General features: G+C 61.5%; 20 protein-coding genes and 1 riboswitch. Of the genes, 10 read left to right on the forward strand and 10 right to left on the reverse strand.

What is annotated here, in order from left to right:
- Positions 1–86 precede the first annotated feature (86 nt).
- Positions 87–1,256 carry an MFS transporter gene (locus tag EGM97_RS03120; protein WP_238960743.1) on the forward strand — a complete coding sequence of 390 codons (1,170 nt, stop codon included), beginning with the start codon at positions 87–89 and terminating at the stop codon, positions 1,254–1,256.
- Here EGM97_RS03120 and EGM97_RS03125 read toward each other — a convergent pair.
- Complete coding sequence (locus EGM97_RS03125; protein ID WP_238960742.1) at positions 1,207–2,088, reverse strand: formate/nitrite transporter family protein; 882 nt, start codon at positions 2,086–2,088, stop codon at positions 1,207–1,209. The genes EGM97_RS03120 and EGM97_RS03125 overlap by 50 nt on opposite strands.
- 131 nt (positions 2,089–2,219) lie before the next feature.
- Positions 2,220–2,621, reverse strand: a complete 402-nt coding sequence (locus EGM97_RS03130; RefSeq protein ID WP_275300478.1) for an acyl-CoA thioesterase — start codon at positions 2,619–2,621, stop codon at positions 2,220–2,222.
- A gap of 189 nt (positions 2,622–2,810) precedes the next feature.
- Positions 2,811–2,916, forward strand: a riboswitch (S-adenosyl-L-homocysteine riboswitch).
- 23 nt (positions 2,917–2,939) lie between these two features.
- On the opposite strand from EGM97_RS03130, the gene ahcY reads away from it, so the two are divergent.
- The 5 genes from ahcY (at position 2,940) to EGM97_RS03155 (ending at position 9,459) form a co-directional block, all read left to right on the forward strand.
- On the forward strand, positions 2,940–4,349 hold the full coding sequence (gene ahcY / locus EGM97_RS03135; protein WP_238960741.1) for an adenosylhomocysteinase: 1,410 nt from the start codon (positions 2,940–2,942) through the stop codon (positions 4,347–4,349).
- A 179-nt stretch (positions 4,350–4,528) separates the two neighbouring features.
- The gene (gene metF, locus EGM97_RS03140) at positions 4,529–5,374 is read left to right on the forward strand and encodes a methylenetetrahydrofolate reductase [NAD(P)H] (protein WP_238960740.1); all 846 of its coding nucleotides are present in this window, start codon (positions 4,529–4,531) and stop codon (positions 5,372–5,374) included.
- A gap of 79 nt (positions 5,375–5,453) precedes the next feature.
- The gene (locus EGM97_RS03145; protein ID WP_238960739.1) at positions 5,454–6,536 is read left to right on the forward strand and encodes a hypothetical protein; all 1,083 of its coding nucleotides are present in this window, start codon (positions 5,454–5,456) and stop codon (positions 6,534–6,536) included.
- 55 nt (positions 6,537–6,591) lie between these two features.
- The gene (locus tag EGM97_RS03150; RefSeq protein WP_238960738.1) at positions 6,592–7,344 is read left to right on the forward strand and encodes a substrate-binding periplasmic protein; all 753 of its coding nucleotides are present in this window, start codon (positions 6,592–6,594) and stop codon (positions 7,342–7,344) included.
- Positions 7,345–7,605: 261 nt separating this feature from the next.
- Positions 7,606–9,459: an RNA helicase RhlE2 gene (locus EGM97_RS03155; protein ID WP_238960737.1), complete on the forward strand. Its 1,854-nt coding sequence runs from the start codon at positions 7,606–7,608 to the stop codon at positions 9,457–9,459.
- 252 nt (positions 9,460–9,711) lie between these two features.
- Here the strand turns inward: EGM97_RS03155 and EGM97_RS03160 are convergent, their stop codons facing one another.
- From EGM97_RS03160 to EGM97_RS03170, 3 genes are all read right to left on the reverse strand, one after another.
- On the reverse strand, positions 9,712–10,308 hold the full coding sequence (locus EGM97_RS03160; RefSeq protein WP_238960736.1) for a YceI family protein: 597 nt from the start codon (positions 10,306–10,308) through the stop codon (positions 9,712–9,714).
- A gap of 32 nt (positions 10,309–10,340) precedes the next feature.
- Positions 10,341–10,892, reverse strand: coding sequence for a cytochrome b (locus EGM97_RS03165; RefSeq protein ID WP_238960735.1), 552 nt, complete (start codon positions 10,890–10,892; stop codon positions 10,341–10,343).
- Between the two features lie 310 nt (positions 10,893–11,202).
- Entirely contained in the window at positions 11,203–12,972 is a 1,770-nt protein-coding gene (locus EGM97_RS03170; protein WP_238960734.1) for a flavin monoamine oxidase family protein, read from the reverse strand.
- Between the two features lie 227 nt (positions 12,973–13,199).
- Here EGM97_RS03170 and EGM97_RS03175 point away from each other — a divergent pair, with 227 nt between their 5' ends.
- Entirely contained in the window at positions 13,200–14,606 is a 1,407-nt protein-coding gene (locus EGM97_RS03175) for an adenosylmethionine--8-amino-7-oxononanoate transaminase (protein WP_238960733.1), read from the forward strand.
- Between the two features lie 195 nt (positions 14,607–14,801).
- Complete coding sequence (locus tag EGM97_RS03180) at positions 14,802–15,521, forward strand: 16S rRNA (uracil(1498)-N(3))-methyltransferase (RefSeq protein ID WP_238960732.1); 720 nt, start codon at positions 14,802–14,804, stop codon at positions 15,519–15,521.
- Between the two features lie 128 nt (positions 15,522–15,649).
- Here the strand turns inward: EGM97_RS03180 and EGM97_RS03185 are convergent, their stop codons facing one another.
- Complete coding sequence (locus EGM97_RS03185) at positions 15,650–16,552, reverse strand: transporter substrate-binding domain-containing protein (protein WP_238960731.1); 903 nt, start codon at positions 16,550–16,552, stop codon at positions 15,650–15,652.
- Positions 16,553–16,575: 23 nt separating this feature from the next.
- On the reverse strand, positions 16,576–17,817 hold the full coding sequence (locus EGM97_RS03190) for a D-amino acid dehydrogenase (RefSeq protein WP_238960730.1): 1,242 nt from the start codon (positions 17,815–17,817) through the stop codon (positions 16,576–16,578).
- Between the two features lie 105 nt (positions 17,818–17,922).
- On the opposite strand from EGM97_RS03190, the gene EGM97_RS03195 reads away from it, so the two are divergent.
- Entirely contained in the window at positions 17,923–18,831 is a 909-nt protein-coding gene (locus tag EGM97_RS03195) for a LysR family transcriptional regulator (protein WP_238960729.1), read from the forward strand.
- Here the strand turns inward: EGM97_RS03195 and trhA are convergent.
- Positions 18,828–19,445: a PAQR family membrane homeostasis protein TrhA gene (trhA, locus tag EGM97_RS03200; protein WP_238960728.1), complete on the reverse strand. Its 618-nt coding sequence runs from the start codon at positions 19,443–19,445 to the stop codon at positions 18,828–18,830. The two genes, EGM97_RS03195 and trhA, sit on opposite strands and share 4 nt — an antisense overlap.
- Before the next feature lie 132 nt (positions 19,446–19,577).
- Here trhA and EGM97_RS03205 point away from each other — a divergent pair, with 132 nt between their 5' ends.
- The gene (locus tag EGM97_RS03205) at positions 19,578–20,492 is read left to right on the forward strand and encodes a LysR family transcriptional regulator (protein ID WP_238960727.1); all 915 of its coding nucleotides are present in this window, start codon (positions 19,578–19,580) and stop codon (positions 20,490–20,492) included.
- A 114-nt stretch (positions 20,493–20,606) separates the two neighbouring features.
- On the opposite strand, the gene madM is transcribed toward EGM97_RS03205, so the two are convergent.
- Positions 20,607–21,371, reverse strand: coding sequence for a malonate transporter subunit MadM (madM, locus tag EGM97_RS03210; protein ID WP_238960726.1), 765 nt, complete (start codon positions 21,369–21,371; stop codon positions 20,607–20,609).
- Position 21,372: 1 nt separating this feature from the next.
- Positions 21,373–21,789: a malonate transporter subunit MadL gene (madL, locus tag EGM97_RS03215; RefSeq protein WP_238960725.1), complete on the reverse strand. Its 417-nt coding sequence runs from the start codon at positions 21,787–21,789 to the stop codon at positions 21,373–21,375.
- Positions 21,790–21,824 lie beyond the last annotated feature (35 nt).

Genomic DNA, 21,824 nt, shown 5'->3' on the forward strand with positions numbered 1-21,824 from the left:
TTTCGCTGCTGCCCCCGTTTGCTCGAAGGGCATCGGCATGCGTATGCCTGATCAGAGCGTCAAGACTACAGACAGAGACCTTGCGCATGCCACTCGCCTTGCTTGCCCTGGCCGTTGCCGCTTTCGGCATCGGCACCACCGAATTCGTCATCATGGGACTGCTGCCGGATGTCGCCCGCGACCTGGCCGTGAGCATCCCCCAGGCCGGGCTGTTGATTACGGGCTATGCGCTGGGCGTCGTGTTCGGCGCGCCGGTGCTCGCGGTCGGCACCGCCAACATGCCGCGCAAGGCCACGCTGCTGGGCATGACATTAATGTTCATTCTGGGCAACGTGCTCTGCGCCCTGGCCCCGAACTACCTCACCCTGATGGCTGCGCGGGTTATCACCGCGTTATGTCACGGCGCATTTTTCGGTATCGGCTCGGTGGTAGCTGCCGGACTGGTGGCGCCGAACAAACGGGCCCAGGCCATCGCGATGATGTTTACCGGTCTGACCCTGGCCAATGTCCTGGGCGTACCGCTGGGCACGGCATTGGGACAATACGCCGGCTGGCGTTCGACGTTCTGGGCGGTGTCGGTGATCGGCGTGATCGCTGCCATTGCCCAATGGGCCTGGCTGCCCAGGGAGATACCCATGGAAAAAGCCAACCTCGCCAGCGAGTTCAAGGTTCTGGGCAAGGCCAACGTGCTGCTCGCTCTGGGCATGAGCGTGCTGGCATCCACCAGCCTGTTCAGCGTTTTCACCTACATCGCGCCCATTCTGCAGGACATTACCGGCGTCAGCCCGCACGGCATCACGATCATGTTGCTGTTGTTCGGGGTCGGATTGACGGCGGGCAGCTTTCTTGGCGGGCGCCTGGCGGACCGACGCCTGCTGCCGTCGCTGGTCGGCATGGCCCTGGCCTTGGTGCTGGTACTGGCGGCGTTCAGCCAGACCAGCCAATCCGTGATTCCGGCGGCGATCACGCTGGTGTTGTGGGGAATATTCGCCTTCGCCCTGTGCCCGATCCTGCAACTGTTGATCATCGATCAGGCCCACGAAGCGCCGAACCTCGGCTCGACCCTGAACCAGAGTGCGTTCAACCTTGGCAACGCGGCCGGTGCCTGGATCGGCGGCCTGGTGGTGTCCAGTGGCGTCAATCTGGCTGACTTGCCGTGGACCGGCGCCCTTGTCGGCGGTCTGACCGTGCTGACCGCCCTGTACTTCATTTACCGCCAGCGTCGTCAGGAGATCCCGCTGGGTGCGGCCGACTAGGCGTGCCGCTCTCGCTGCGCACCTGTGCATGACTGAGCAAGGCGAAAATGAAGCTGCCGCCCATGATATTCCCCGCCAGGGTCGGTGCGGCAAATACCAGCCAGAAGTCCTCCCAGGACAGTTGGCCGGCGAACACCAGGTAGGACACTTCGGCCGAGCCGACGACGATATGGGTGAAGTCCCCAAGCGCCATCAGGTAAGTGATCAGGATAATGATCCACATCTTGGCGCTTTCCATGGAAGGAATCATCCAGACCATCGTGGCAATCATCCAGCCGGAAATGATGCCCTTGGCGAACATCTGGCCGGTGTCGTTCTCCATGACCTTGCGGCCGATCTCCAGGAAAGCCAGGTCGGTACGCTGGTCGAAAATCGGCAAATGCAGCATGACATACGCCACCAACAGGGTGCCGCACAGGTTGCCCACCAGCACCACACCCCATAAACGCAACAGCCGGCCGACATTGTCCAGCGTCGGCTTGCTCATGATCGGCAGCACGGCGGTCAGGGTGTTTTCAGTGAACAGTTGCTGGCGGGCGAGAATCACCGCGAGAAAGCCTGCGCAATAGCCAAAACTGGCGATCACCTTGAAGCCTTCGTGATCCGGCAACCGGGAGTTGAGCAGCCCCATCGCCATCAGCGACAGGCCCATGGTCAACCCTGCGGCCAGGGCCGACCACCAGAGCGCGGTGATGCTACGCTCCAGCTCCTGGTTGCCCTGGGTGCGGATGATTTCATGCAACACTGCGGCCCGCGGTGGCTGGTTGCGGTCGACTTCATGCTTTTCCTGTGGGGACAGGTCAGGGGTCTTGCCGTCTTTGTGAGTGTCCATAAGGCGCCTGTACCGGTGACGTGATGAAGCTACGACACGCGGCGTTCGGCGCTGTTCAGTGATGACGCGACGTTCGCGATGGCATTGGAGGCCTCATCGCGAGCAGGCTCGCGATGGCCGCGCCGCCGATCTCACTCGGCGATACCGTCCTTGAACTGGTCCTTGACGTACTTGATTTCGGTCCGGCCATGGGGGGCCGGCAGGCCGTCTTCACCCAGGTTGACGAAGACCATCTTCTCAACGGTCAGGATGCTCTTGCGGGTGATCTTGTTGCGCACTTCGCACGTCAGGGTAATGGAAGTGCGACCGAACTCGGTGGCGGTAATGCCGAGTTCTATGATGTCGCCCTGGCGAGAAGCGCTGACAAAGTTGATTTCCGAGATGTACTTGGTGACCACTCGCTGGTTGCCGAGCTGGACGATGGCATAGATCGCCGCCTCTTCGTCGATCCAGCGTAACAGGCTGCCGCCGAACAGCGTGCCATTGGGGTTGAGGTCTTCGGGCTTGACCCATTTGCGGGTGTGGAAATTCATGATCACTCCTGAGTGTCGACCGCTGAATAGCCGCATCATGGCAGACCGGACAGGCAGGCTCTACGTCGCTGTTTCAATAACGTCCATCGGCAATTTTGATTTGCCGACAGAAACCCTTTGGAAGATCCGATTAGCCCGTTATAATCGCCCCGTTTTATCCGGTCCTCCCATTTGGGCCGTTCCCGCCACCTGTCCGAGGGGCGCTGCAGCAGGCTCGACCTGTCAGGCTCGGATGGGGCGTTGTTCGTACGGGTTACCCGCACGGACACTAAACGCACAACGGCGCCCATTCGCATACATTACGAATGGAGGCTCTTCATGAGCGCTGTCATCACGCCTGCAGATTTTACCGATTACAAAGTCGCCGACATGTCCCTGGCTGCCTGGGGCCGTCGCGAGATCATCATCGCCGAATCCGAAATGCCAGCCCTGATGGGTCTGCGTCGCAAATACGCCGGCGAGCAACCGCTCAAGGGTGCGAAGATCCTCGGCTGCATCCACATGACCATCCAGACTGCCGTGCTGATCGAAACCCTGGTTGCCCTGGGTGCCGAAGTGCGCTGGTCATCCTGCAACATCTTCTCGACCCAGGACCAGGCCGCTGCCGCCATCGCCGCTGCCGGTATCCCGGTATTCGCCTGGAAAGGCGAGACCGAGCAGGAATATGAATGGTGTCTGGAGCAGACCATCCTCAAGGATGGCCAGCCATGGGACGCCAACATGGTCCTCGACGACGGTGGCGACCTGACCGAGCTGCTGCACAAGAAGTACCCGGCCGTCCTGGACAAGGTTCACGGCGTGACCGAAGAAACCACCACTGGTGTACACCGTCTGCTGGACATGCTGGCCAAGGGCGAGCTGAAAATCCCGGCCATCAACGTCAACGACTCGGTGACCAAGAGCAAGAACGACAACAAGTACGGCTGCCGTCACAGCCTGAACGACGCCATCAAGCGTGGCACCGACCACCTGCTGTCGGGCAAGCAGGCGCTGGTGATCGGCTACGGCGACGTGGGCAAGGGTTCGGCCCAGTCCCTGCGTCAGGAAGGCATGATCGTCAAGGTGTCCGAAGTCGACCCGATCTGTGCCATGCAGGCCTGCATGGACGGCTTCGAAGTGGTTTCGCCGTTCATCGATGGTAACAACGACGGTTCCGAGGCCAGCATCGACAAGGCACTGCTGGGCAAGATCGACCTGATCGTGACCACCACCGGCAACGTCAATGTCTGCGACGCCAACATGCTCAAGGCCCTGAAGAAGCGCGCCGTGGTCTGCAACATCGGCCACTTCGACAATGAAATCGACACGGCTTTCATGCGCAAGAACTGGGCGTGGGAAGAAGTGAAGCCACAGGTCCACAAGGTTCACCGCACCGGCGCTGGCAGCTTCGACCCGCAGAACGATGACTACCTGATCCTGCTGGCCGAAGGCCGCTTGGTGAACCTGGGCAACGCCACCGGTCACCCAAGCCGCATCATGGACGGTTCGTTCGCCAACCAGGTCCTGGCCCAGATCTTCCTGTTTGGCCAGAAATACGCCGACCTGCCACCGGCCCAGAAAGCCGAGCGCCTGACCGTGGAAGTACTGCCCAAGAAACTCGACGAAGAAGTGGCCCTGGAAATGGTCCGCGGTTTCGGCGGCGTGGTCACCAAACTGACCAAGCAACAGGCTGACTACATCGGCGTCACCGTCGAAGGCCCGTTCAAGCCGCACGCCTATCGGTACTGACAGCAGCTGCAAGCCTTGAGCTTCAAGCCACGAGTGAAAGCAGTTTATTTTACTTGTGGCTTGGGGCTTACCTCTTCATCGCTATTACGCAGCTGCAAGCCGCAAGCTGAAGCACAAGAATTCGGCGCACCGCCCTCTTGCAGCTTGTAGCTTGAAGCTCACAGCTGGAGACCTCCTCCATGTCCCAAGACCGTCGCTACAGTTTCGAGTTCTTCCCGACCAAGACCGATGCTGGACATGAAAAACTGATCGCCACTGCTCGTCAGCTGGCCAGCTACAACCCCGACTTCTTCTCCTGCACCTATGGCGCGGGTGGTTCGACCCGTGACCGCACCCTGAACACCGTGCTGCAGCTGGAAAGCGAGGTCAGAATTCCCGCCGCTCCGCACTTGTCCTGCGTGGGTGACAGCAAGGACGATTTGCGCAACCTCCTGACCCGTTACAAGGCCGCCGGAATCCAGCGTATCGTTGCCCTGCGCGGTGACCTGCCGTCGGGCATGGGCATGGCCAGCGGTGAGCTGCGCCACGCCAATGACCTGGTGAGTTTCATTCGCGAGGAAACCGGCGATCATTTCCACATTGAAGTAGCCGCTTATCCGGAAATGCACCCTCAGGCGCGCAATTTCGAAGATGATCTGCTCAATTTCGTACGCAAGGCAAACGCTGGCGCGAACAGTGCCATCACCCAGTATTTCTTCAACGCCGACAGCTATTTCTACTTCGTCGAGCGTGTGCGCAAGCTGGGTGTGGACATCCCCGTCGTACCGGGAATCATGCCGATCACCAACTACAGCAAGCTGGCGCGCTTCTCCGATGCCTGCGGTGCCGAGATCCCGCGTTGGATCCGCAAGCAACTGGAGGCCTACGGCGATGACTCCACCAGCATCCAGCGCTTCGGTGAAGAGGTCATCACGCAAATGTGTGAGCGTTTGTTGCAGGGTGGTGCACCAGGGCTGCATTTCTATACCCTGAATCAGGCCGAGCCCAGTCTTGCGGTCTGGAACAACCTCAAGCTGCCGCGTTAACGCTTAATGTGGTGGTAATCAAGGCCTTGGCGAAAACCAAGGCCTTTTTACTATCCAATGACACCAAGGATTGCAGCCGATGCCAAACGGTCAAAGGTCAACGACCCCACAACTCATTTATCTGGTCTACGGGGCCGAGACCTATCACCAGGAAGCAGTATTCAGCATCGCCAGTGCCATCGCCGGCCTGCGCGAGACGCCGGATGAAACGTTGGACATCCAGGTATTTACCGACAACCCGATGCCTTACGCCGGGCTGCCGGTGCGGTTGCGCGCCCTGGACAACGAAACCCGCCAAACCTGGATCCAGCCCCACGGCTATCACTTTCGCGCCAAGCATGTGGTCATGCAAAAGGTACTCGAAGAAGCTGAACTGGCCCTGTTGATCGATACCGATACCTTCTTCCATTGCTCGCCCCTGGAGCTGTTCCGGCGCGTCCAGCCAGGTACGCTGCTCTGTAACGCAATCACGCTGAACTATGGCGCCAACAAGGATGCCGAGCTTTACGTGACCCTGTCGCAAGCCCTGCAGCAACGGCAACTGGCGGACGATGACATGCCCTTGCTCAACTCCGGAGTGATCGGCCTGCATTGCAGCGACGCACACGTGCTGGACCGCTCCATTGCCCTGATGGATGAGTTTTATCCAATGGCCCAAGGTGCCTACACCCTGGAAGAGTTCTGCCTGTCAGTGGCGGCCTATGGCCAGGTGCAGGTACGCGAGTGCCCGGACCTGATCCACCACTACTGGAGCCGCAAGCAGCTGTTCCGCGCCAAGACAAAGGCCTGGCTCGATAAACACCATGCTGCGCCCGTATGTCAGCGAGCCCTGGATGAAACACGGCAGGTCACCGCCACCCTTCCCCGTCCCCCAACCATGCAGCGCCTGCTCTATAAGCTGGTCACTGTGGCATTGCCCGGCCAAAAACGGCAGTTCATGCGCGAAATTCTCTACGGTTGCTATCGCCACGCCAATCAGTTCGACCAGGCCTGCGCCCCGGTCTGGTGGGAAAAGGCCCTGGAAAACGTTGAGCACCGCCTGAAAAAACCGTTGGAAGATCATGAACTAAAACGCTGGTTCAACCACCCGTTGATCCGCCTGGTATTGGGCCGGCGGCGCGAAGCGATTTATCAGCACCTGATGCAGGCAAAAGGCAACTGACCCGCAAGCCAGAGCGCTCTGGCTATTTGTAGTGCACTCGTCGTAACCTCCGGCCATGCCCATCATTGCCCGGTTACTGACTGTCTTTTTTCTCTTGTGCCTGAGCATGGCTGCCCGGGCCGAGAAGTTGCGCATTGTCACCGAGCCCTGGGCACCTTACGTCTACGAGGAAGGCGGCAAGGTCATGGGCCTGGACTACGAAACCGCGGTCATTGTCTTCAAGCGGCTGGGAATCGATGTCGAATGGCAGCTCCTGCCCTGGAAACGCTGCCTTGCGATGCTGGAGCAGGGGCTGGCGGACGGGGCTCTGGACATTTTTCGCAGCGACGAGCGCGAAGCCCTGCTGCTCTACCCCAGCGAACCGTTGTCGCAAGTCGAATTCGTGCTGTTCCATGCCAACGCACGACCCCACCCGTTTCGCACCCTCGACGACCTGAACGGCCTGACCGTCGGTACGTCCCCCGGCTACCTGTACAGCCAGGCCTTCCGGGAATCGACCTTGTTCAAGCGCGAAACGGCGCCCACCCACGAAGCCAACTTCGGCAAGCTGCAACTGGGCCGGATCGACCTGCTCATCACCGATCGACGAGTGGGCCGGCAATTGCTCAAACAAATGCAACTGGACGACCAGATCACCGAAAACCCGACGGTCGTGAGCCGCCAAAGCCAATATCTGGCGGTACGACGCAAGGCCGGAATGGATTTGCTGGCGCAACGCTTCAGCGCCGAACTCAAACGGTTCAAGCGTGAACCCGCCTATGCCGAGCTGAGCGCTCGCTATGACAGCACCCCAGCGGCGCGACGCTGAAATCAGCCGTTGAGCAGCAGGAAAGCAACGCAAGGCGATTGCTCTGTTATACTCGCCCCTTCCCGCCAGGCTCACGCCCGGACGCCCGGTCTTGCAAAAGGCACCCCGACACCGCTACAGCGCAGCTTTCAGCCCGTGCGAGCCTTGTCCGGTCCCGCCTTCCAGACCCGGCAGGACCGGACGGGATGACGTCTTGTTGAACGTCATTCGCGCCAGGCAAGACATCCCTTGGGCCAGGCCCTCACTAAAACAGGATTACTCATGTCCTTTGCTTCCCTCGGTCTCTCCGAGGCTTTAGTCGGCGCCATCGAAGCCGCCGGCTACACCGAGCCTACCCCGGTGCAACAGCGGGCCATCCCCGCCGTGTTGCAAGGTCGCGATCTGATGGTCGCAGCACAGACAGGTACTGGTAAGACTGGCGGTTTCGCCCTTCCAATCCTGGAGCGGCTATTCCCCAATGGTCACCCGGACAAATCCCAGCGTCACGGCCCGCGCCAGCCGCGCGTACTGGTCCTGACGCCCACTCGCGAACTGGCCGCCCAGGTGCACGAGAGCTTCAAGGTTTACGCTCGCGACCTGAAATTCGTCAGCGCCTGCATTTTCGGCGGCGTCGGCATGAACCCTCAGGTCCAGGCCATGGCCCGTGGCGTCGACGTGCTGGTGGCCTGCCCCGGTCGCCTGCTGGATCTGGCCGGCCAAGGCAGCGTCGATCTGTCCCACGTCGAGATCCTCGTGCTGGACGAAGCCGACCGCATGCTGGACATGGGCTTTGTCCATGACGTGAAAAAAGTCCTGGCCCGCCTGCCCGCCAAGCGCCAGAACCTGCTGTTTTCGGCGACGTTCTCCAAGGACATCACCGACCTGGCCAGCAAGTTGCTGCACAACCCGGAGCGCATCGAAGTCACGCCGCCGAACACCACGGTCGAACGTATCGAACAGCGTGTATTCCGCCTGCCGGCCAGCCACAAGCGTGCGTTGCTGGCACACCTGATCACTACGGGTGCCTGGGAACAGGTTCTGGTGTTCACCCGTACCAAGCACGGCGCCAACCGCCTGGCCGAGTATCTGGACAAGCACGGCCTGCCGGCCGTCGCGATCCACGGCAACAAGAGCCAGAACGCCCGCACCAAAGCCCTGGCCGACTTCAAGGCCGGTGAGGTGCGCATCCTGGTTGCCACCGACATCGCCGCCCGCGGCCTGGACATCGACCAGTTGCCCCACGTGGTCAACTTCGAGCTGCCGAACGTCGACGAAGACTATGTGCACCGTATCGGCCGTACCGGTCGGGCCGGTCGTTCGGGCGAGGCAATCTCGCTGGTCGCGCCGGATGAAGAGAAGCTGCTCAAAAGCATCGAGCGCATGACCAAGCAGAAGATCCCGGACGGCGATCCGATGGGCTTCGATGCCAGCACGATCGAGGCCGAGAAGCCTGAAGTGCGTGAACGTCCGGACGTGCGTAACCCACGCAATGCCCGTGGCACACGCGGCGACGGCCCGAACGGCAGCGGCGGTGGTCGCAAGGACAAAGGCAAAGACAAGGGTAAGGAAAAACCGGCCGGCAACGGCCGTGGTGAACGTCCGACCCGTGAACACAAGTCTCGCGAAGGCACCCCGGCCCGCGAAGCGCAGCGCCAGACACCTCCTCGCCCGGCCGCCGACCGCGCCCCGGATGAGTTCCTGGACGACGATATCGATAACTTTGGCAACCGCGTCGACTACGTGCCGCAGCAGAAACCCGCTCAAGGTCGCGGCCGCCGCTCAGGCGCCCCGGGCCAGGGCTCGGGCGCTCCACGCGGTGGTCAGTCCCAGGGTCGTCAGAACGGCCCGCGCAACGGCGGCGGCTCCTCCAGCGGTAATCCATCGGGCAAACGCAGTGGTCCACGTAGCGGTGGCACTCGTGACGGTCAGGCTCGCCGCGAGGACTCCCGCCCTCGCCGCCCGGCCCGCGATGACCAGGCACGCCAGGAACCAGCCGTGCAGAGCCCACGCGGCAACCAGCCGAAAATCATGCACAAGGAATCGAAGCTCGATCGTTTCCCGACGCCTGAACAGCTGGATCAACTGCCAAGCCGTCCTCGGGGCGAAAAACCGGCGCTGCTGACCCGTAATCGCTGAGTTTTTCCAAGCCGTAGAAAATGCCCCTGATCCCGCGATCAGGGGCATTTTTTTATTCGATCGCCACACCCCCCTGTGGGAGCGGGCTTGCTCGCGAATGCGGATTGTCATTCAACATAGGTGTGTCGCCTGATACATCGCTTTCGCGAGCAAGCCCGCTCCCACAGGAGGGCCTGTGCGGCGGGGAATCCGCGCAATAAAAAACGCCCCTCGACCGCAAGGCCGGGGGCGTTTTTTTTTCAGGCGCGAAAATTACTTCGCTTTGACACCTTCAAAGGTCACGTACAGCTCAACCACATCGGAAGCCGGACCCAGGTCCATTTGCTTGCCGAAATCGGAACGCTTGATGCTGGTGGTCCCTTCGAAGCCGGCACGGTAGCCGCCCCATGGATCCTTGCCCTCACCCAGGAAGGTGGCCTTGACCACGACCGGCTTGGTCACGCCCAGCAGAGTCAGGTTACCCGTTACGTCCGCAGTGTCCTTGCCATCGGCGTTCTTGCCGGTGGACTTGACGCTGGTCGATACGAACTTGGCATCGGCGAACTTGCCTACGTCCAGGAAGTCTTTGCTGGCGATATGCTTGTCACGCTCGGCGTGGTTGGTGAACACGCTGGCGGTGCGGACGTTGAATTCGATCTTGCTGTCTTCCGGCTTGGCCGCGTCGAAGCTGAACTTGCCGTCGATATCCTTGAAGGTACCGGTGATGTAGCTGTAGCCCAGGTGGCTGATCTTGAAGTCGACGAAGGCGTGCTGGCCTTCCTTGTCGACCACGTAGTCGGCAGCCATGGCCTGACCAGCCGTCAGCAGGGCGGAACCGATTGCCAGGGCGGCGAGCGTCTTTTTCAACATGCTTTCTATTCCTTTGGAGTCGAGGTTGAACATCAGGCTTGGCGCCCCAGCATTCGCTTGAGGGTCGCGTCACGGTCGATAAAATGGTGTTTCAATGCTGCCAACGCATGGAGGCCGGAAAAAATTACCAGCGCCCAGGCGAGGTACAGGTGAATCTCGCCGGCGACGTCTGCCTGGTCGGGCAGTCCGGACACCAACGCGGGGACTTCGAACAAACCAAACACCGGTATCCCGACACCGTCTGCGGTGGAAATCAGGTAACCGGCGATCATTACGGCGAAAAGGCCGAAATACAGCGCGCTATGACCAAGCTTGGCGCCGACGCGGGTCAGGCGGCCATAGGTATCCAGGGTCGGTGGCGGTGGGCTGACGACGCGCCAGATCACCCGCAGCAACATCACCGCCAGCAACACCAGGCCGATGCTCTTGTGCAGGTCCGGCGCATCTTTGCGCCAGCTGCTGTAGTAGTCCAGGCCGACCATCCACAAGCCCAGCGCAAACAGCCCGTACACCACCAGCGCAACGCCCCAGTGCATCACGATACTGACCCAGCCATAGCGGGAAGAAGAGTTGCGTAGCTGCATTGCTCATATCCTGTAAAAACTGCGATCAAGACTAGCGAGTTATCTATCGAATTAAAGCGGAAAATTTCGCTTTGAAAGATCGAGAAATACGATCATCAGTTTGGTTGGGGTCGGTTAAGGAAAGATTAAAACGAATACAACCTGTGGTAATCAGAGTCACAGCACCCCTCATCGCGAGCAGGCTCGCTCCCACAAGAATCGCATTCCGCCTGGTCACCGCAGCCCCATGTGGGAGCAGTCTGCTTGCGATGTTTTTTCCAGACAAAAAAAAACGCGGCTGACTCGCCGCGCTTTTTTTGTAACACCTGTTTTACTGAGGCTTGGTCTCAGTGGCTGCCGGTGTGGATGCTGCCGGCTTGGCTGCTGGCTTCTTCGCCGGTTCGGCCTTTTTTGTCGGAGCCTTGGCCGGCGTTTTTTTCGCCGGCGTCTTGGCGGCCGGTTTCTTCGCTGGTGCCTTCTTGGCAGGCTCGACTTTTTCCGGCGCCACAGGTTTTGGCGCTTCTACCGGTGCAGGTGCAGGTGCAGGTGCCGGAGCGGGCGTCGGTGCTGGCGGAGCCACCGGTTCTGGAGCCTTGACCGGCTCAGGCTTCTTGTCGTCATCCGAACCGCCAAACAGGTTGGAGAAGAAGTTGCCCTTCTTCGCCGCGACCGCACCGGCAGCTGCTGCCGTTGCAGCCGGAACGACCTTGGGCGGCTCGAACGACTTGCCCGCCGCCAGGTCTTGCACTTGGCTGGCAGCACGCTGACCGCTGCGCAGCGCGCCCTCCAGAGTGCCTGGATACAAGGCGTCGGTGTGTTCACCGGCAAAGGCTACACGCTGCAGCGGCTTTTCCCACAGGCGCCAGAACTTGCTGATCTGGCCCGGGCCGAAGGCCAGGTAGGAACCGCCGGTGGACGGGTCGGTGCTGTAGCGACGGATTTCGTAACCGGTAAACGCGCCACGGGCCTGTGGATAAAACGCGTGCAGGCGGATCAGCACCTGATCGACCATTTGTTTGTCGCCGAAGGACTGCATCAACCGGGCGTTATCCCCCGAAAGGTTGATGATGACATTGGCGCCACCTTTGAGGGCCGGTTCGATCCACATCATGCCCAGGCCGGTATTGCTGAAAATCTCACCCGACATGCGCGCCTTGCTGTCCCAGACCGGGGTCTTGAACTTGAGCATGATCTGGTCGCGCCAGCCGTAGTTGGTGCCCTTGATCGCGGCCTGGTGCTGGGCGTCCAGGGCCGGTGTCAGTTGAATCTTGTTCAGCGCTCGCAGCGGCACGGCCAGCACCACGTAATCGGCCTGATAGCCCACGCTGCCGACCTTGACGGTCACACCGTCCTTGTCCTGGGAAATGGCCGACACCGGCGAGTCGGTCTTGATGGTTTTCAATTGCTTGAGGAAGGCCTGGGCCAGCACCTGGCTACCACCGAGCAGGCGCGAAGCCCGCAGGTCGCGGTCGGACACTCCACGATTGACCCGGTTCTGCTGTGCGAAATACAGCAGCGACAGACGCGAAGGTTCGTCGTAACGGGTACGAATTTCCTGATTCACCAGTTGCCGCGCGGTGGCCGGCAGCTGCAAGCGGTCCAGCCAGGCGGATACGGTCATCTGGTCCAGCGCGTGCAGCGTGCTGGTGGCCGTCGGATTCAGCGGGTCCTCGATGGAACGCGCCAGCTCGTCCAGGGTGGTTTCGTAGCGCTTGAGCGCTTCGGCGGTGGCCGGCTGCTTAGTGGTCAGGTCGGCGGCGGTGAAGTAGGTGCCGTCAATCAGATAGCTGGGAGTGCGCACGAATTCCGGCGCCGGCGTGGTGCCCAGCTTGAAAGTCGAGACGTATTTATTCAGCACCGGCTGAGTCTTTTCATTGCCGATCCACTCACTGGTGGCCATCCCCGAACGACCGCCCACACTGGGCTTGGCCTCCAGCAGGGTCACCGTCCAGCCTTTATTCTGCAACTCGTAGGCCGCCGTGAGCCCCGCCAGGCCGCCACCGATGACGATGGCCGTCGGTTGCTTGTCCTTCGCCAGCGCCGTAACGCTGAACAGCCCTATCACCACCAGCGCACACGTGCGCAGCCAACCAGCAGACATTCTGCGAACTCCGGAATAAAAACCTGGGAAATTTCTGTTCTTTCGAGCCAGCCGGCTCAGAGAACGGCGAAGAATACGTCAGCCATCATAACGCCGCCAGCGACGTCTATCGCCTGGCTCAAAGTAGCGGGGACCGACACAATGGGTTGTCCCCGGGGCCGCCATTGCATAGGCTTGCCCGATTGTTTGGCCCGCGCCCGCCGCGAGCCGCCTCGAGGAGACTGTACATGGGCCTGAATAACCAGTGGATGCAACGCGATCTCGCGGTGCTATGGCATCCCTGCACCCAGATGAAAGATCACGAACAACTGCCGCTGATCCCTATCAAGCGCGGTGAAGGCGTGTGGCTGGAAGACTTCGAGGGCAAGCGCTACCTCGACGCCGTCAGCTCCTGGTGGGTCAATGTGTTCGGTCATGCCAACCCGCGCATCAACCAGCGGATCAAGGATCAGGTCGACCAGTTGGAACATGTGATCCTCGCCGGCTTCAGCCACCAGCCAGTGATCGAACTATCCGAACGCCTGGTCAAGATCACGCCCGAAGGCCTGACCCGTTGCTTCTACGCCGACAACGGCTCGTCATGTATCGAAGTGGCGATGAAGATGAGCTTCCATTATTGGGTCAATCGCGGCCGTCCCGAGAAGAAGCGCTTCGTGACCCTGAGCAACAGCTACCACGGCGAAACCATCGCGGCGATGTCGGTGGGCGACGTGCCGCTGTTCACCGAAACCTACAAGGCGTTGCTGCTGGATACCCTCAAGGTACCGAGCCCCGACTGCTATGACCGCCCTGAAGGCGTGAGCTGGGAAGAACATTCGCGCACAATGTTCGCGGCCATGGAACAGACCCTTGCCGAGCACCACGACAGCGTAGCCGCGGTGATTGTCGAACCGCTGATCCAGGGCGCCGGTGGCATGCGCATGTATCACCCGATCTACCTGAAATTGCTGCGCGAGGCCTGTGACCGCTACGGCGTGCACCTGATCCACGACGAAATCGCCGTCGGTTTCGGCCGTACAGGGACGATGTTCGCCTGTGAGCAGGCCGGTATCACGCCGGATTTCCTCTGTCTGTCCAAGGCCCTGACCGGCGGTTACCTGCCACTGGCGGCGTGCCTGACCACCGATGAGGTCTACAACGCGTTCTACGACGACTACCCGACCCTGCGCGCCTTCCTGCATTCCCACAGCTACACGGGCAACCCGCTGGCTTGCGCGGCGGCGTTGGCAACACTGGACATCTTCGAGCAAGACAACGTCATCGAAAACAACAAGGCCCTGGCCTCACGCATGGCAAGCGCCACCGCGCATCTGGCCGACCACCCCAACGTGGCCGAAGTGCGCCAGACCGGTATGGTGCTGGCGATCGAGATGGTCAAGGACAAGGCCAGCAAGACCGCCTACCCCTGGCAGGAGCGTCGCGGCCTGACCGTGTTCCAGCACGCCCTTGAACGCGGTGCGTTGTTACGGCCACTGGGCAGTGTGGTGTACTTCCTGCCGCCGTATGTGATCACGCCCGAGCAGATCGACTTTCTGGCCGAAGTGGCCAGCGAAGGCATCGACATCGCCACCCGGGACAAGGTCAGCGTGGCGGTGCCAGAGGATTTTCATCCGGGCTATCGCGACCCGGGCTAAACGCAGGGTTGTGTTGAAACTCTGTGTGGCGAGGGGATTTATCCCCGTTGGGCTGCGCAGCAGCCCCAGATGCGTCCAACGCGTTTTGCCTGAATCCCTCCGGGGTCCGGCTTAGGGCTGCTTCGCAGCCCAACGGGGATAAATCCCCTCGCCACAGAAACCGCATCGCACCGTTAACTTTTTCAGAGATTCAAAATGAGACTGTCCCGCTTCTTCATCGACACCCCCCTGAGCCTCGGCGAGCATGAACTGCCCGAGGCCCAGGCCCATTACATCAGCCGTGTACTGCGCATGGCCGAGGGGGATGCGGTGCAGGTATTCGACGGTTCGGGGCAGGAGTTCAGGGGTGTACTGGCCGAAGTCGGCAAGAAACATGTGCGGGTACAACTGAACGAGCAGTTCGACGGACAGCCGCAATCGCCGCTGCACATCCACCTCGGCCAGGGCCTGTCCCGGGGCGAACGCATGGACTGGGCCATCCAGAAGGCCACGGAACTGGGCGTCAGTGAGATCACGCCGATATTCAGCGACCGCTGCGAAGTGCGCCTCAAGGACGAACGCGCCGACAAACGCCTGTTGCATTGGCGTCAGGTGGCGATCAGTGCCTGCGAGCAATGCGGTCGCTCGACCGTGCCGCTGATTCACCCGCCGTTGCTGCTGGCCGACTGGCTGAAGCAGACCGACGCCGAGCTGAAGCTGGTTCTGCACCCGGTGGCCGAGCCGCTGGTCAGCCACGCCCGACCATCGACCCTGGCGTTTTTGATTGGCCCCGAGGGCGGCTTGTCCGACGCCGAAGTCGAACAAGCCAGGAGCGCCGGCTACCACGCTGCCCGTCTCGGCCCACGCGTGTTGCGGACCGAGACCGCGCCGGTGGTGGCGCTCGCGGTGGCGCAGCAGCTGTGGGGGGATTTCTAACGTTTGAATGCGAGCGTTTCCTTGTGGGAGCGAGCCTGCTCGCGATAGCGTCGGGCCGGTCAAAAAATAGCGACTGACAGACCGCCATCGCGAGCAGGCTCGCTCCCACAAAAGGACAGTGAGAGCCGCTACTGCACCGGATCACTCACAGGCCTGGCAATGATCGCCTTCAGCTCAGTGGTCATCGGGAATTCCAGGTTCAGCCCCTTGGGTGGAATCGGTTTCTGGAACCAGCGGTCGTAGATCTCGTTGATCTCCCCGGATTTGTACAAATCCCCCAGGGTCGCGTTGACCAGCGCCAGGAACTGCGGATCATCCTTGCGCACCATGCAGCTATAGATTTCCCGCGATTGTTCTTCGCCTACCACCACCCACTTGTGCGGGTCACGAGCCTTGGCCCGCTCGCCGTACAGCAGCGCATCGTCCATGTAGAACGCCGCCGCCCGGCCCGTTTCGAGCATCTGAAAGGCTTCGCCGTGGTCCTTGGCGCTGATGACGAACATATCGGCCTTGTTGTCCTGGTTGTAGCTTTTCAGGAAACGTTCGTTGGTGGTGCCCGCGGTGGTGACCACGTTTTTGCCGCGCAAGTCGGCAAAGCGTTGGATGCCACTGTCCCTGGCCGTCAGCAACTGGCCCTTCACGTAGATGAAGCCATAGGAAAACGCCACCTGTTTCTGCCGCTCGGCGGTCACACCGGTGGAGCCGCACTCCAGGTCCACGGTGCCGTTCTGCACCAGCGGGATGCGGGTCTGGGACGTGACCAGGTTGTACTTCACATCCAGTTGCGGCAGCGCCAGTTGAGTCTTGATGCGCTCGACGATCTTGTTCGCCAGCTCCACCGAATAGCCCATCGGCTTACCGCTGCCGTCACCGATGTAGGAAAACGGCACCGATGCATCGCGATAACCCAGGGTAATGCTTCGGCTGCTGGCGATTTTCTCCAGGGTGCCGGTCAGGGGCTCTTGCGTCGCGTGGGCCTGGAAGCTCAACAACAGGCTCAGGGTACAGCCGATCAACGTGTGTTTTGACATTGTTATTCTCCGTTGCGGGTGGGTCAGGCGGCACGGGGCGCGAGGCCCCGCAGATCGATGGACGGTTCGCGCTGGCGGATCAGTTCGCTGAGCAGGCGGGCGCTGCCGCAGGCCAGGGTAAAACCCAGCGCACCGTGGCCGAGATTGAGCCACAGGTTAGGGTAGCGGGTGGCGCCGATCAGCGGCACGCCACTGGGGGTAGCCGGGCGCATGCCGGCCCACTCGCTGGCGTGCTCGTAATCCGCGGCCAGAGGGAACGTTTCCCGGGCCTGGCGCTTGATCAGGGCCAGGCGTCGAGGGTCGGGCGACGGATCGAAGCCGACGATGTCCACCATCGCCGCCACCCGCCATTGCTCGCCGATACGGGCGTAGACGATCTTGCGGTCATAGTCGGTGATGCTCAGCTCCGGCGCCCGATGCCGAGCGCCGATGGGCGCCGTCAGGCTATAGCCCTTGAGCGGATACAGTGGCATTCGCACCCCCGGCAACCCCAGGGCCGCACTGCGGTGGCCGGCAGCGATGACGAGGTGGTCCACAGGAAACAGCTGTCCACCCGACTCCAGCGCTTTCACCCGGCCATCGGCGTGGTGAATCCTGGTCACTGTCCGTCCCATCAGGAACTCGCAACGGCCCGAGGCCCGCAAACGGGCCGCCAATTGCTGGCAAAAGCCATGACAATCGGCAACTTCTTCATTCGGCGTATAGATGCCGCCCACGAAGGGCACGCCGTTCAGCGCCGGCTCCAGCTCCGCGCACTCGGCGGCACCCAGCACCTGTTGATGGAGGTTATCGGTCACCCGCTTGCGGGCATGTTCGAAATGCCCGGCATCGCGGAACGTGACCAGTTTGCCGTTGCGCCGCCAGTCAAAGCCATCGAGGCGATCATCTTCACGCCAACCCTGCAAGGTCGCCTGGCTCAGCAACGCCAGGCGCAACAAATGAGCGCCGTTACGTCGGTTGATCGACGTCCGGCAGGCGCCGATGAACGAGGCCATCCAGCGCCACTGCGCCGGGTCCAGGCGTGGCCGCAACTTGAGTGGCGAATCACCGCGCAGCATCCAGCCCAATGCCTGCCATGGCACGCCGGCATCCGCCAGCGGAGCGACGTAGCGGTAGGACAACTGGCCGCCATTGGCAAAACTGGTTTCGCTGCCCAGGGTGTCCCGGGCTTCCAGTAACGTCACCTCGATACCCTCGCGCACCAGCGCATAGGCCGTCGTCAACCCGACCACGCCGCCACCGATGATGCAAACCCGCTGAGCCATGTCCGTCTCACACCTGTTTCGAATGGCGTCAGATTAGGGGCAGGTGACAGCCACCGAACAATCAATAAAGATGGACCACCTATAAGCAAAGGTTATGGGGTTGCCATGCGCCTTCGTCACATCGAGGTTTTCCAGGCTATCCGCCAGACCGGCTCCATCAGTGGTGCCGCGCAATTGCTGCATGTCTCCCAGCCAGCGGTCACCAAGGTGCTGCAGCATGCCGAGCAGCAACTGGGATTTGCCCTGTTCCTGCGGGTTCGCGGCAAGTTGCAGGTCACGCCCGAAGCGTTGGCGCTGGAGCGCGAAGTGGACAAGGTCAGCGAAAGCCTGCAAGGCGTGCGACGGCTGGCCCAGAGCCTGCGCCGCGCGCCAGGTCATCGTCTGCGCATCGGTGCGACGCCGGCCCTGGCCCTCTCACTGCTGCCGGAGGCCGTTCATCAATGGACCCAACGTCATCCGGACATCGTCTGCGAATTGTCCAGCGCCCATAGCCGCGAGCTGGTCCAGAATCTGTTGATGCGCGAGATCGATGTCGCCCTGACGTTGCAACCGCCCGAGCATCCCGGACTCAAGGCCCAGGCCCTGGCCAACGGCGTATTGGTGGCGCTGGCACCGAAAGGGCATTGGGACGAAGCGGCGGTCGGTACCCCGATGCCATTACAGGCGCTGGCCAATGCGCCGCTGATCGGCTTGTCCAGTGCCGACCCACTGTCCGCCAGGCTGAACGGTTACCTCGAATCCGTGGAGCCGCCGCCACGGGTCAGCATTGCCGTGCAGACTTATTCACTGGCCCGGGCCATGGTGGAGTCAGGTGCCGGATTGGCAGTGATCGACCCGTTCACGGCGCTGGGCGCTTCGGCCAGCCGCACGGCCATCCGACCGCTGTCGCCACCACTGCCCATCTCGCTGTATGCCGTGACCCGGGCCAACGAAGCGCCGGTGCACACCCTGGGCGCGCTGCTGGAGATTTTCGCCTCGCGGGCACAGGCGCAACTGGATCGTTTGTCCACCTAAAGGACATAAAACAGAATCGCCACGAAATGCAGCAGGCTGCCGGCGATCACGAACAAATGCCAGATGCCATGGGCGTGGCGCAGTCGTTTATCAAGCGCAAAAAAGAGGATACCCACGGTGTACAACACACCGCCCGAGGCCAGCCAGGCGAATCCGGCGCTGCCCAGCGCCGCCAGTAAAGGCTTGACCGCCACCAGCACGATCCAGCCCATCACGGCGTAGATCACGATCGACAGGATCCGCGCTTCGGAACGCGGCTTGATCTCCTGCAGGATCCCGATCAGCGCCAGCCCCCAGACAATCCCGAACAAGGTCCAGCCCCACGGTCCGCGCAACGTCACCAGGCAGAACGGCGTATAACTCCCGGCGATGAGCAGGTAGATCGAAAAGTGGTCAACCTTCTGCATGATCGCTTTCTTGCGCCCGCGCACGCTGTGGTAGACGGTCGAGGCGCTGTACAGCACCAACAAGGTAAAACCATAGATCGCTACGCTGACGATCTTCCACGGATCGCCGGCCATCCCGGCAATCACCAGCAACCACACCGCACCGACAAATGCTGCGACCGCCCCGACCAGATGGGTCCAGGCATTGAGTCGTTCCCCGTGGTACATCCATCCCCCCTCACATTCCCGAACAGGCGCCAAGGCTCGGGCCTGGCGCGTCAAAGTGCAATGGTTTGCCACAAGATAGGTCTCCCAGAGGTATTGGGGCACAATCGGATGACACGACCAAGAGCCCCGCCCATGCTGATCGACGAAGAATTGACCCTGAAGAAACTCGAGGTGTTCCTGGCCTTCATGCGCACGGGCAACCTGGCGCGGGCGGCCGCCGAATTGCAGACCAGCAACGTCAGCGTGCACCGGGCCATCCATTCCCTGGAGAGTGCCTTGCGTTGTCCGTTGTTCAAGCACGAGGGGCGCAACCTCACGCCATTGGAAAGTGCGTATGTGCTCGAGGAACGGGCGCAAAAGCTGATCCAGGACGTGGTCGACAGCGTGCGCCTGACCCGCGAGGCGGCCGGGTTCTCCGCCGAACGCTTCAAGCTCGGTTCGCTGTATTCACTGACGGTCAAGACCGTGCCGCAGCTGATCATGGGTTTGAAAATCCGCCGCAGCGAACTCAACATCGACCTGATCATGGGCTCGAACATCGACCTGTTGTACAAGCTCAAGAACATGGAAGTCGACGCGATCCTGGTGTCTCTGGACGACAGCGTCAACGACCCGGACTGCGAGCAAATAGCCCTGTTCTCCGACGATATTTTCCTCGCCACGCCGGCAGACTCGCCATTTGCCCAACGGACCGAAGTCGACCTGGCCGAGGTGCGCAACGAGACCTTCATCACGCTGACCCAGGGCTTCGCCACGCATCAGGACGGGATCCGGGTGTTCAGGCAGGCGGGGTTCGAGCCGAAGGTGGCGATGCAGGTCAACGACATCTTCACCCTGCTGAGCATGGTCAGTTCGGGGGTGGGTTATGCCCTGCTGCCGGGGCGGATTGCGGCGGTGTACGAAAACCGGGTGAAGTTGATCCCGTTGCAGGAAAAGTACCGGTTGCAGCAGCACATCGGCGTGGTGTTCCTCAAGGCCAAGGAACGCGATCCGAACCTGCTGGCGTTGCTCGCCGAATGCCGGATGTATGCCAATCGCCAAGCTTGAAACGGTGTCGACACCTTCGCGAGCAAGCCCGCTCCCACAGGGGAACGCGGTTGGCTGTGGGAGCGGGCTTGCTCGCGAAGGCGTCACAACAGGCGATACAAATCCAGGGGGGGGTTAACCGACAATCCCGCGAACGATGAAGAACAGCAACGAAGGCCCCAGCAGGCAACCAAGCCCGGTGTGGAACGTTGCCGTCAACGCACCATACGGCACCAGCCGTCGATCCGTCGCGGCCAACCCGGCCGTCACCCCGCTGACGGTCCCGGCAAGACCGCCGAAGACCATGGCCGAGCGCGGATTGTCCAGGCCCATCCAGCGTGCCGCCACAGGGGTGCCGACCATCACCAGGATCGCCTTGATCAATCCGGTGGCAATCGACAGCGCCATGACATCGGAAGTGGCACCAATCGCCGCCCCGGTCACCGGCCCGACGATGTAAGTCACCGCGCCCGCGCCGATGGTGGTCATGCTCACCGCGTCGCGATAGCCGAACGCCCAGGCCACACTCGCGCCGACAATGAAGGGCAGGATCGTGCCCAGCAACAGCGCGACGACGCCAATCATCCCGGCCTTTTTCGCTTCGGTAGCCTGGACCTCGAACGCCGTGGCGACGATGGCGAAGTCACGCAGCATTGCCCCGCCCATCAGGCCAATGCCGGAAAACAGCGACAGATCCGCCAAGCCCTTTTGCCCGCCGGTCATGGTTCCGCCCACCCAGGCCAGCACCAGGCCAATGACGATGGCGATGGCCGAGCCGTGAATGCGTCCGAAGGTCAGGCGCTTGGACAACACCACCGACACCCACATGATCACGCCGACAAAAGCGAACGCCGTGATCAGGCCATTATGTTCCAAGCCTTTCTCGATGAGATCCCACATATCAGCGACCTCCTACAGGCGTGCCGAGCGGCGTCACGTCGGCCGGTTCGTCGGGCAAGGGTTCGCCCTTGTGGGTCCGGCTGATCAGCGCAATGGTCACGCCGCACAGCAACACCGAGCCAATCGCTCCCAATACCGCCACCGGGCCGCCGTGCAAGGCCGTGACAACGTTCTGTTGCGCGGCCATTGCGACTACTACCGGAATGTACATGGCGCCCCAGAAGGCGACACCCATCTCGCAGTCCTTGGTCATGCCGCCGTGCCGGTGCATCCACAAGCGCGCGCAAATCAGCAGGATCATCGCAATGCCGACCCCGCCGACGTTGGATTTCACCCCCAACAACACGCCCAGCATGTCGCCCAGGATCACCCCTGTCAGCGTACAGATCGCCAACAGTGCCACACCGTAAATAATCATTGTCGTAGTCCTCAAAATGCATCGTCGGGATTGTT

The sequence above is a fragment of the Pseudomonas sp. AF32 genome (assembly GCF_022342325.2).
GTDB classification, from domain to species: domain Bacteria; phylum Pseudomonadota; class Gammaproteobacteria; order Pseudomonadales; family Pseudomonadaceae; genus Aquipseudomonas; species Aquipseudomonas uvaldensis.

Excerpts from the sequence above, each read along its gene's own strand:
- EGM97_RS03190 (WP_238960730.1), bottom strand. The coding sequence starts at position 17,817 with ATGGCTCAGCGGGTTTGCATCATCGGTGGCGGCGTGGTCGGGTTGACG.
- EGM97_RS03125 (WP_238960742.1), bottom strand. The coding sequence starts at position 2,088 with ATGGACACTCACAAAGACGGCAAGACCCCTGACCTGTCCCCACAGGAA.
- ahcY (WP_238960741.1), top strand. The coding sequence starts at position 2,940 with ATGAGCGCTGTCATCACGCCTGCAGATTTTACCGATTACAAAGTCGCC.
- EGM97_RS03205 (WP_238960727.1), top strand. The coding sequence starts at position 19,578 with ATGCTGATCGACGAAGAATTGACCCTGAAGAAACTCGAGGTGTTCCTG.
- madM (WP_238960726.1), bottom strand. The coding sequence starts at position 21,371 with ATGTGGGATCTCATCGAGAAAGGCTTGGAACATAATGGCCTGATCACG.
- EGM97_RS03170 (WP_238960734.1), bottom strand. The coding sequence starts at position 12,972 with ATGTCTGCTGGTTGGCTGCGCACGTGTGCGCTGGTGGTGATAGGGCTG.
- EGM97_RS03150 (WP_238960738.1), top strand. The coding sequence starts at position 6,592 with ATGCCCATCATTGCCCGGTTACTGACTGTCTTTTTTCTCTTGTGCCTG.
- EGM97_RS03195 (WP_238960729.1), top strand. The coding sequence starts at position 17,923 with ATGCGCCTTCGTCACATCGAGGTTTTCCAGGCTATCCGCCAGACCGGC.
- EGM97_RS03180 (WP_238960732.1), top strand. The coding sequence starts at position 14,802 with ATGAGACTGTCCCGCTTCTTCATCGACACCCCCCTGAGCCTCGGCGAG.
- EGM97_RS03160 (WP_238960736.1), bottom strand. The coding sequence starts at position 10,308 with ATGTTGAAAAAGACGCTCGCCGCCCTGGCAATCGGTTCCGCCCTGCTG.
- trhA (WP_238960728.1), bottom strand. The coding sequence starts at position 19,445 with ATGTACCACGGGGAACGACTCAATGCCTGGACCCATCTGGTCGGGGCG.
- EGM97_RS03185 (WP_238960731.1), bottom strand. The coding sequence starts at position 16,552 with ATGTCAAAACACACGTTGATCGGCTGTACCCTGAGCCTGTTGTTGAGC.
- EGM97_RS03155 (WP_238960737.1), top strand. The coding sequence starts at position 7,606 with ATGTCCTTTGCTTCCCTCGGTCTCTCCGAGGCTTTAGTCGGCGCCATC.
- EGM97_RS03145 (WP_238960739.1), top strand. The coding sequence starts at position 5,454 with ATGCCAAACGGTCAAAGGTCAACGACCCCACAACTCATTTATCTGGTC.
- EGM97_RS03175 (WP_238960733.1), top strand. The coding sequence starts at position 13,200 with ATGGGCCTGAATAACCAGTGGATGCAACGCGATCTCGCGGTGCTATGG.
- EGM97_RS03130 (WP_275300478.1), bottom strand. The coding sequence starts at position 2,621 with ATGAATTTCCACACCCGCAAATGGGTCAAGCCCGAAGACCTCAACCCC.
- EGM97_RS03165 (WP_238960735.1), bottom strand. The coding sequence starts at position 10,892 with ATGCAGCTACGCAACTCTTCTTCCCGCTATGGCTGGGTCAGTATCGTG.
- metF (WP_238960740.1), top strand. The coding sequence starts at position 4,529 with ATGTCCCAAGACCGTCGCTACAGTTTCGAGTTCTTCCCGACCAAGACC.
- madL (WP_238960725.1), bottom strand. The coding sequence starts at position 21,789 with ATGATTATTTACGGTGTGGCACTGTTGGCGATCTGTACGCTGACAGGG.
- EGM97_RS03120 (WP_238960743.1), top strand. The coding sequence starts at position 87 with ATGCCACTCGCCTTGCTTGCCCTGGCCGTTGCCGCTTTCGGCATCGGC.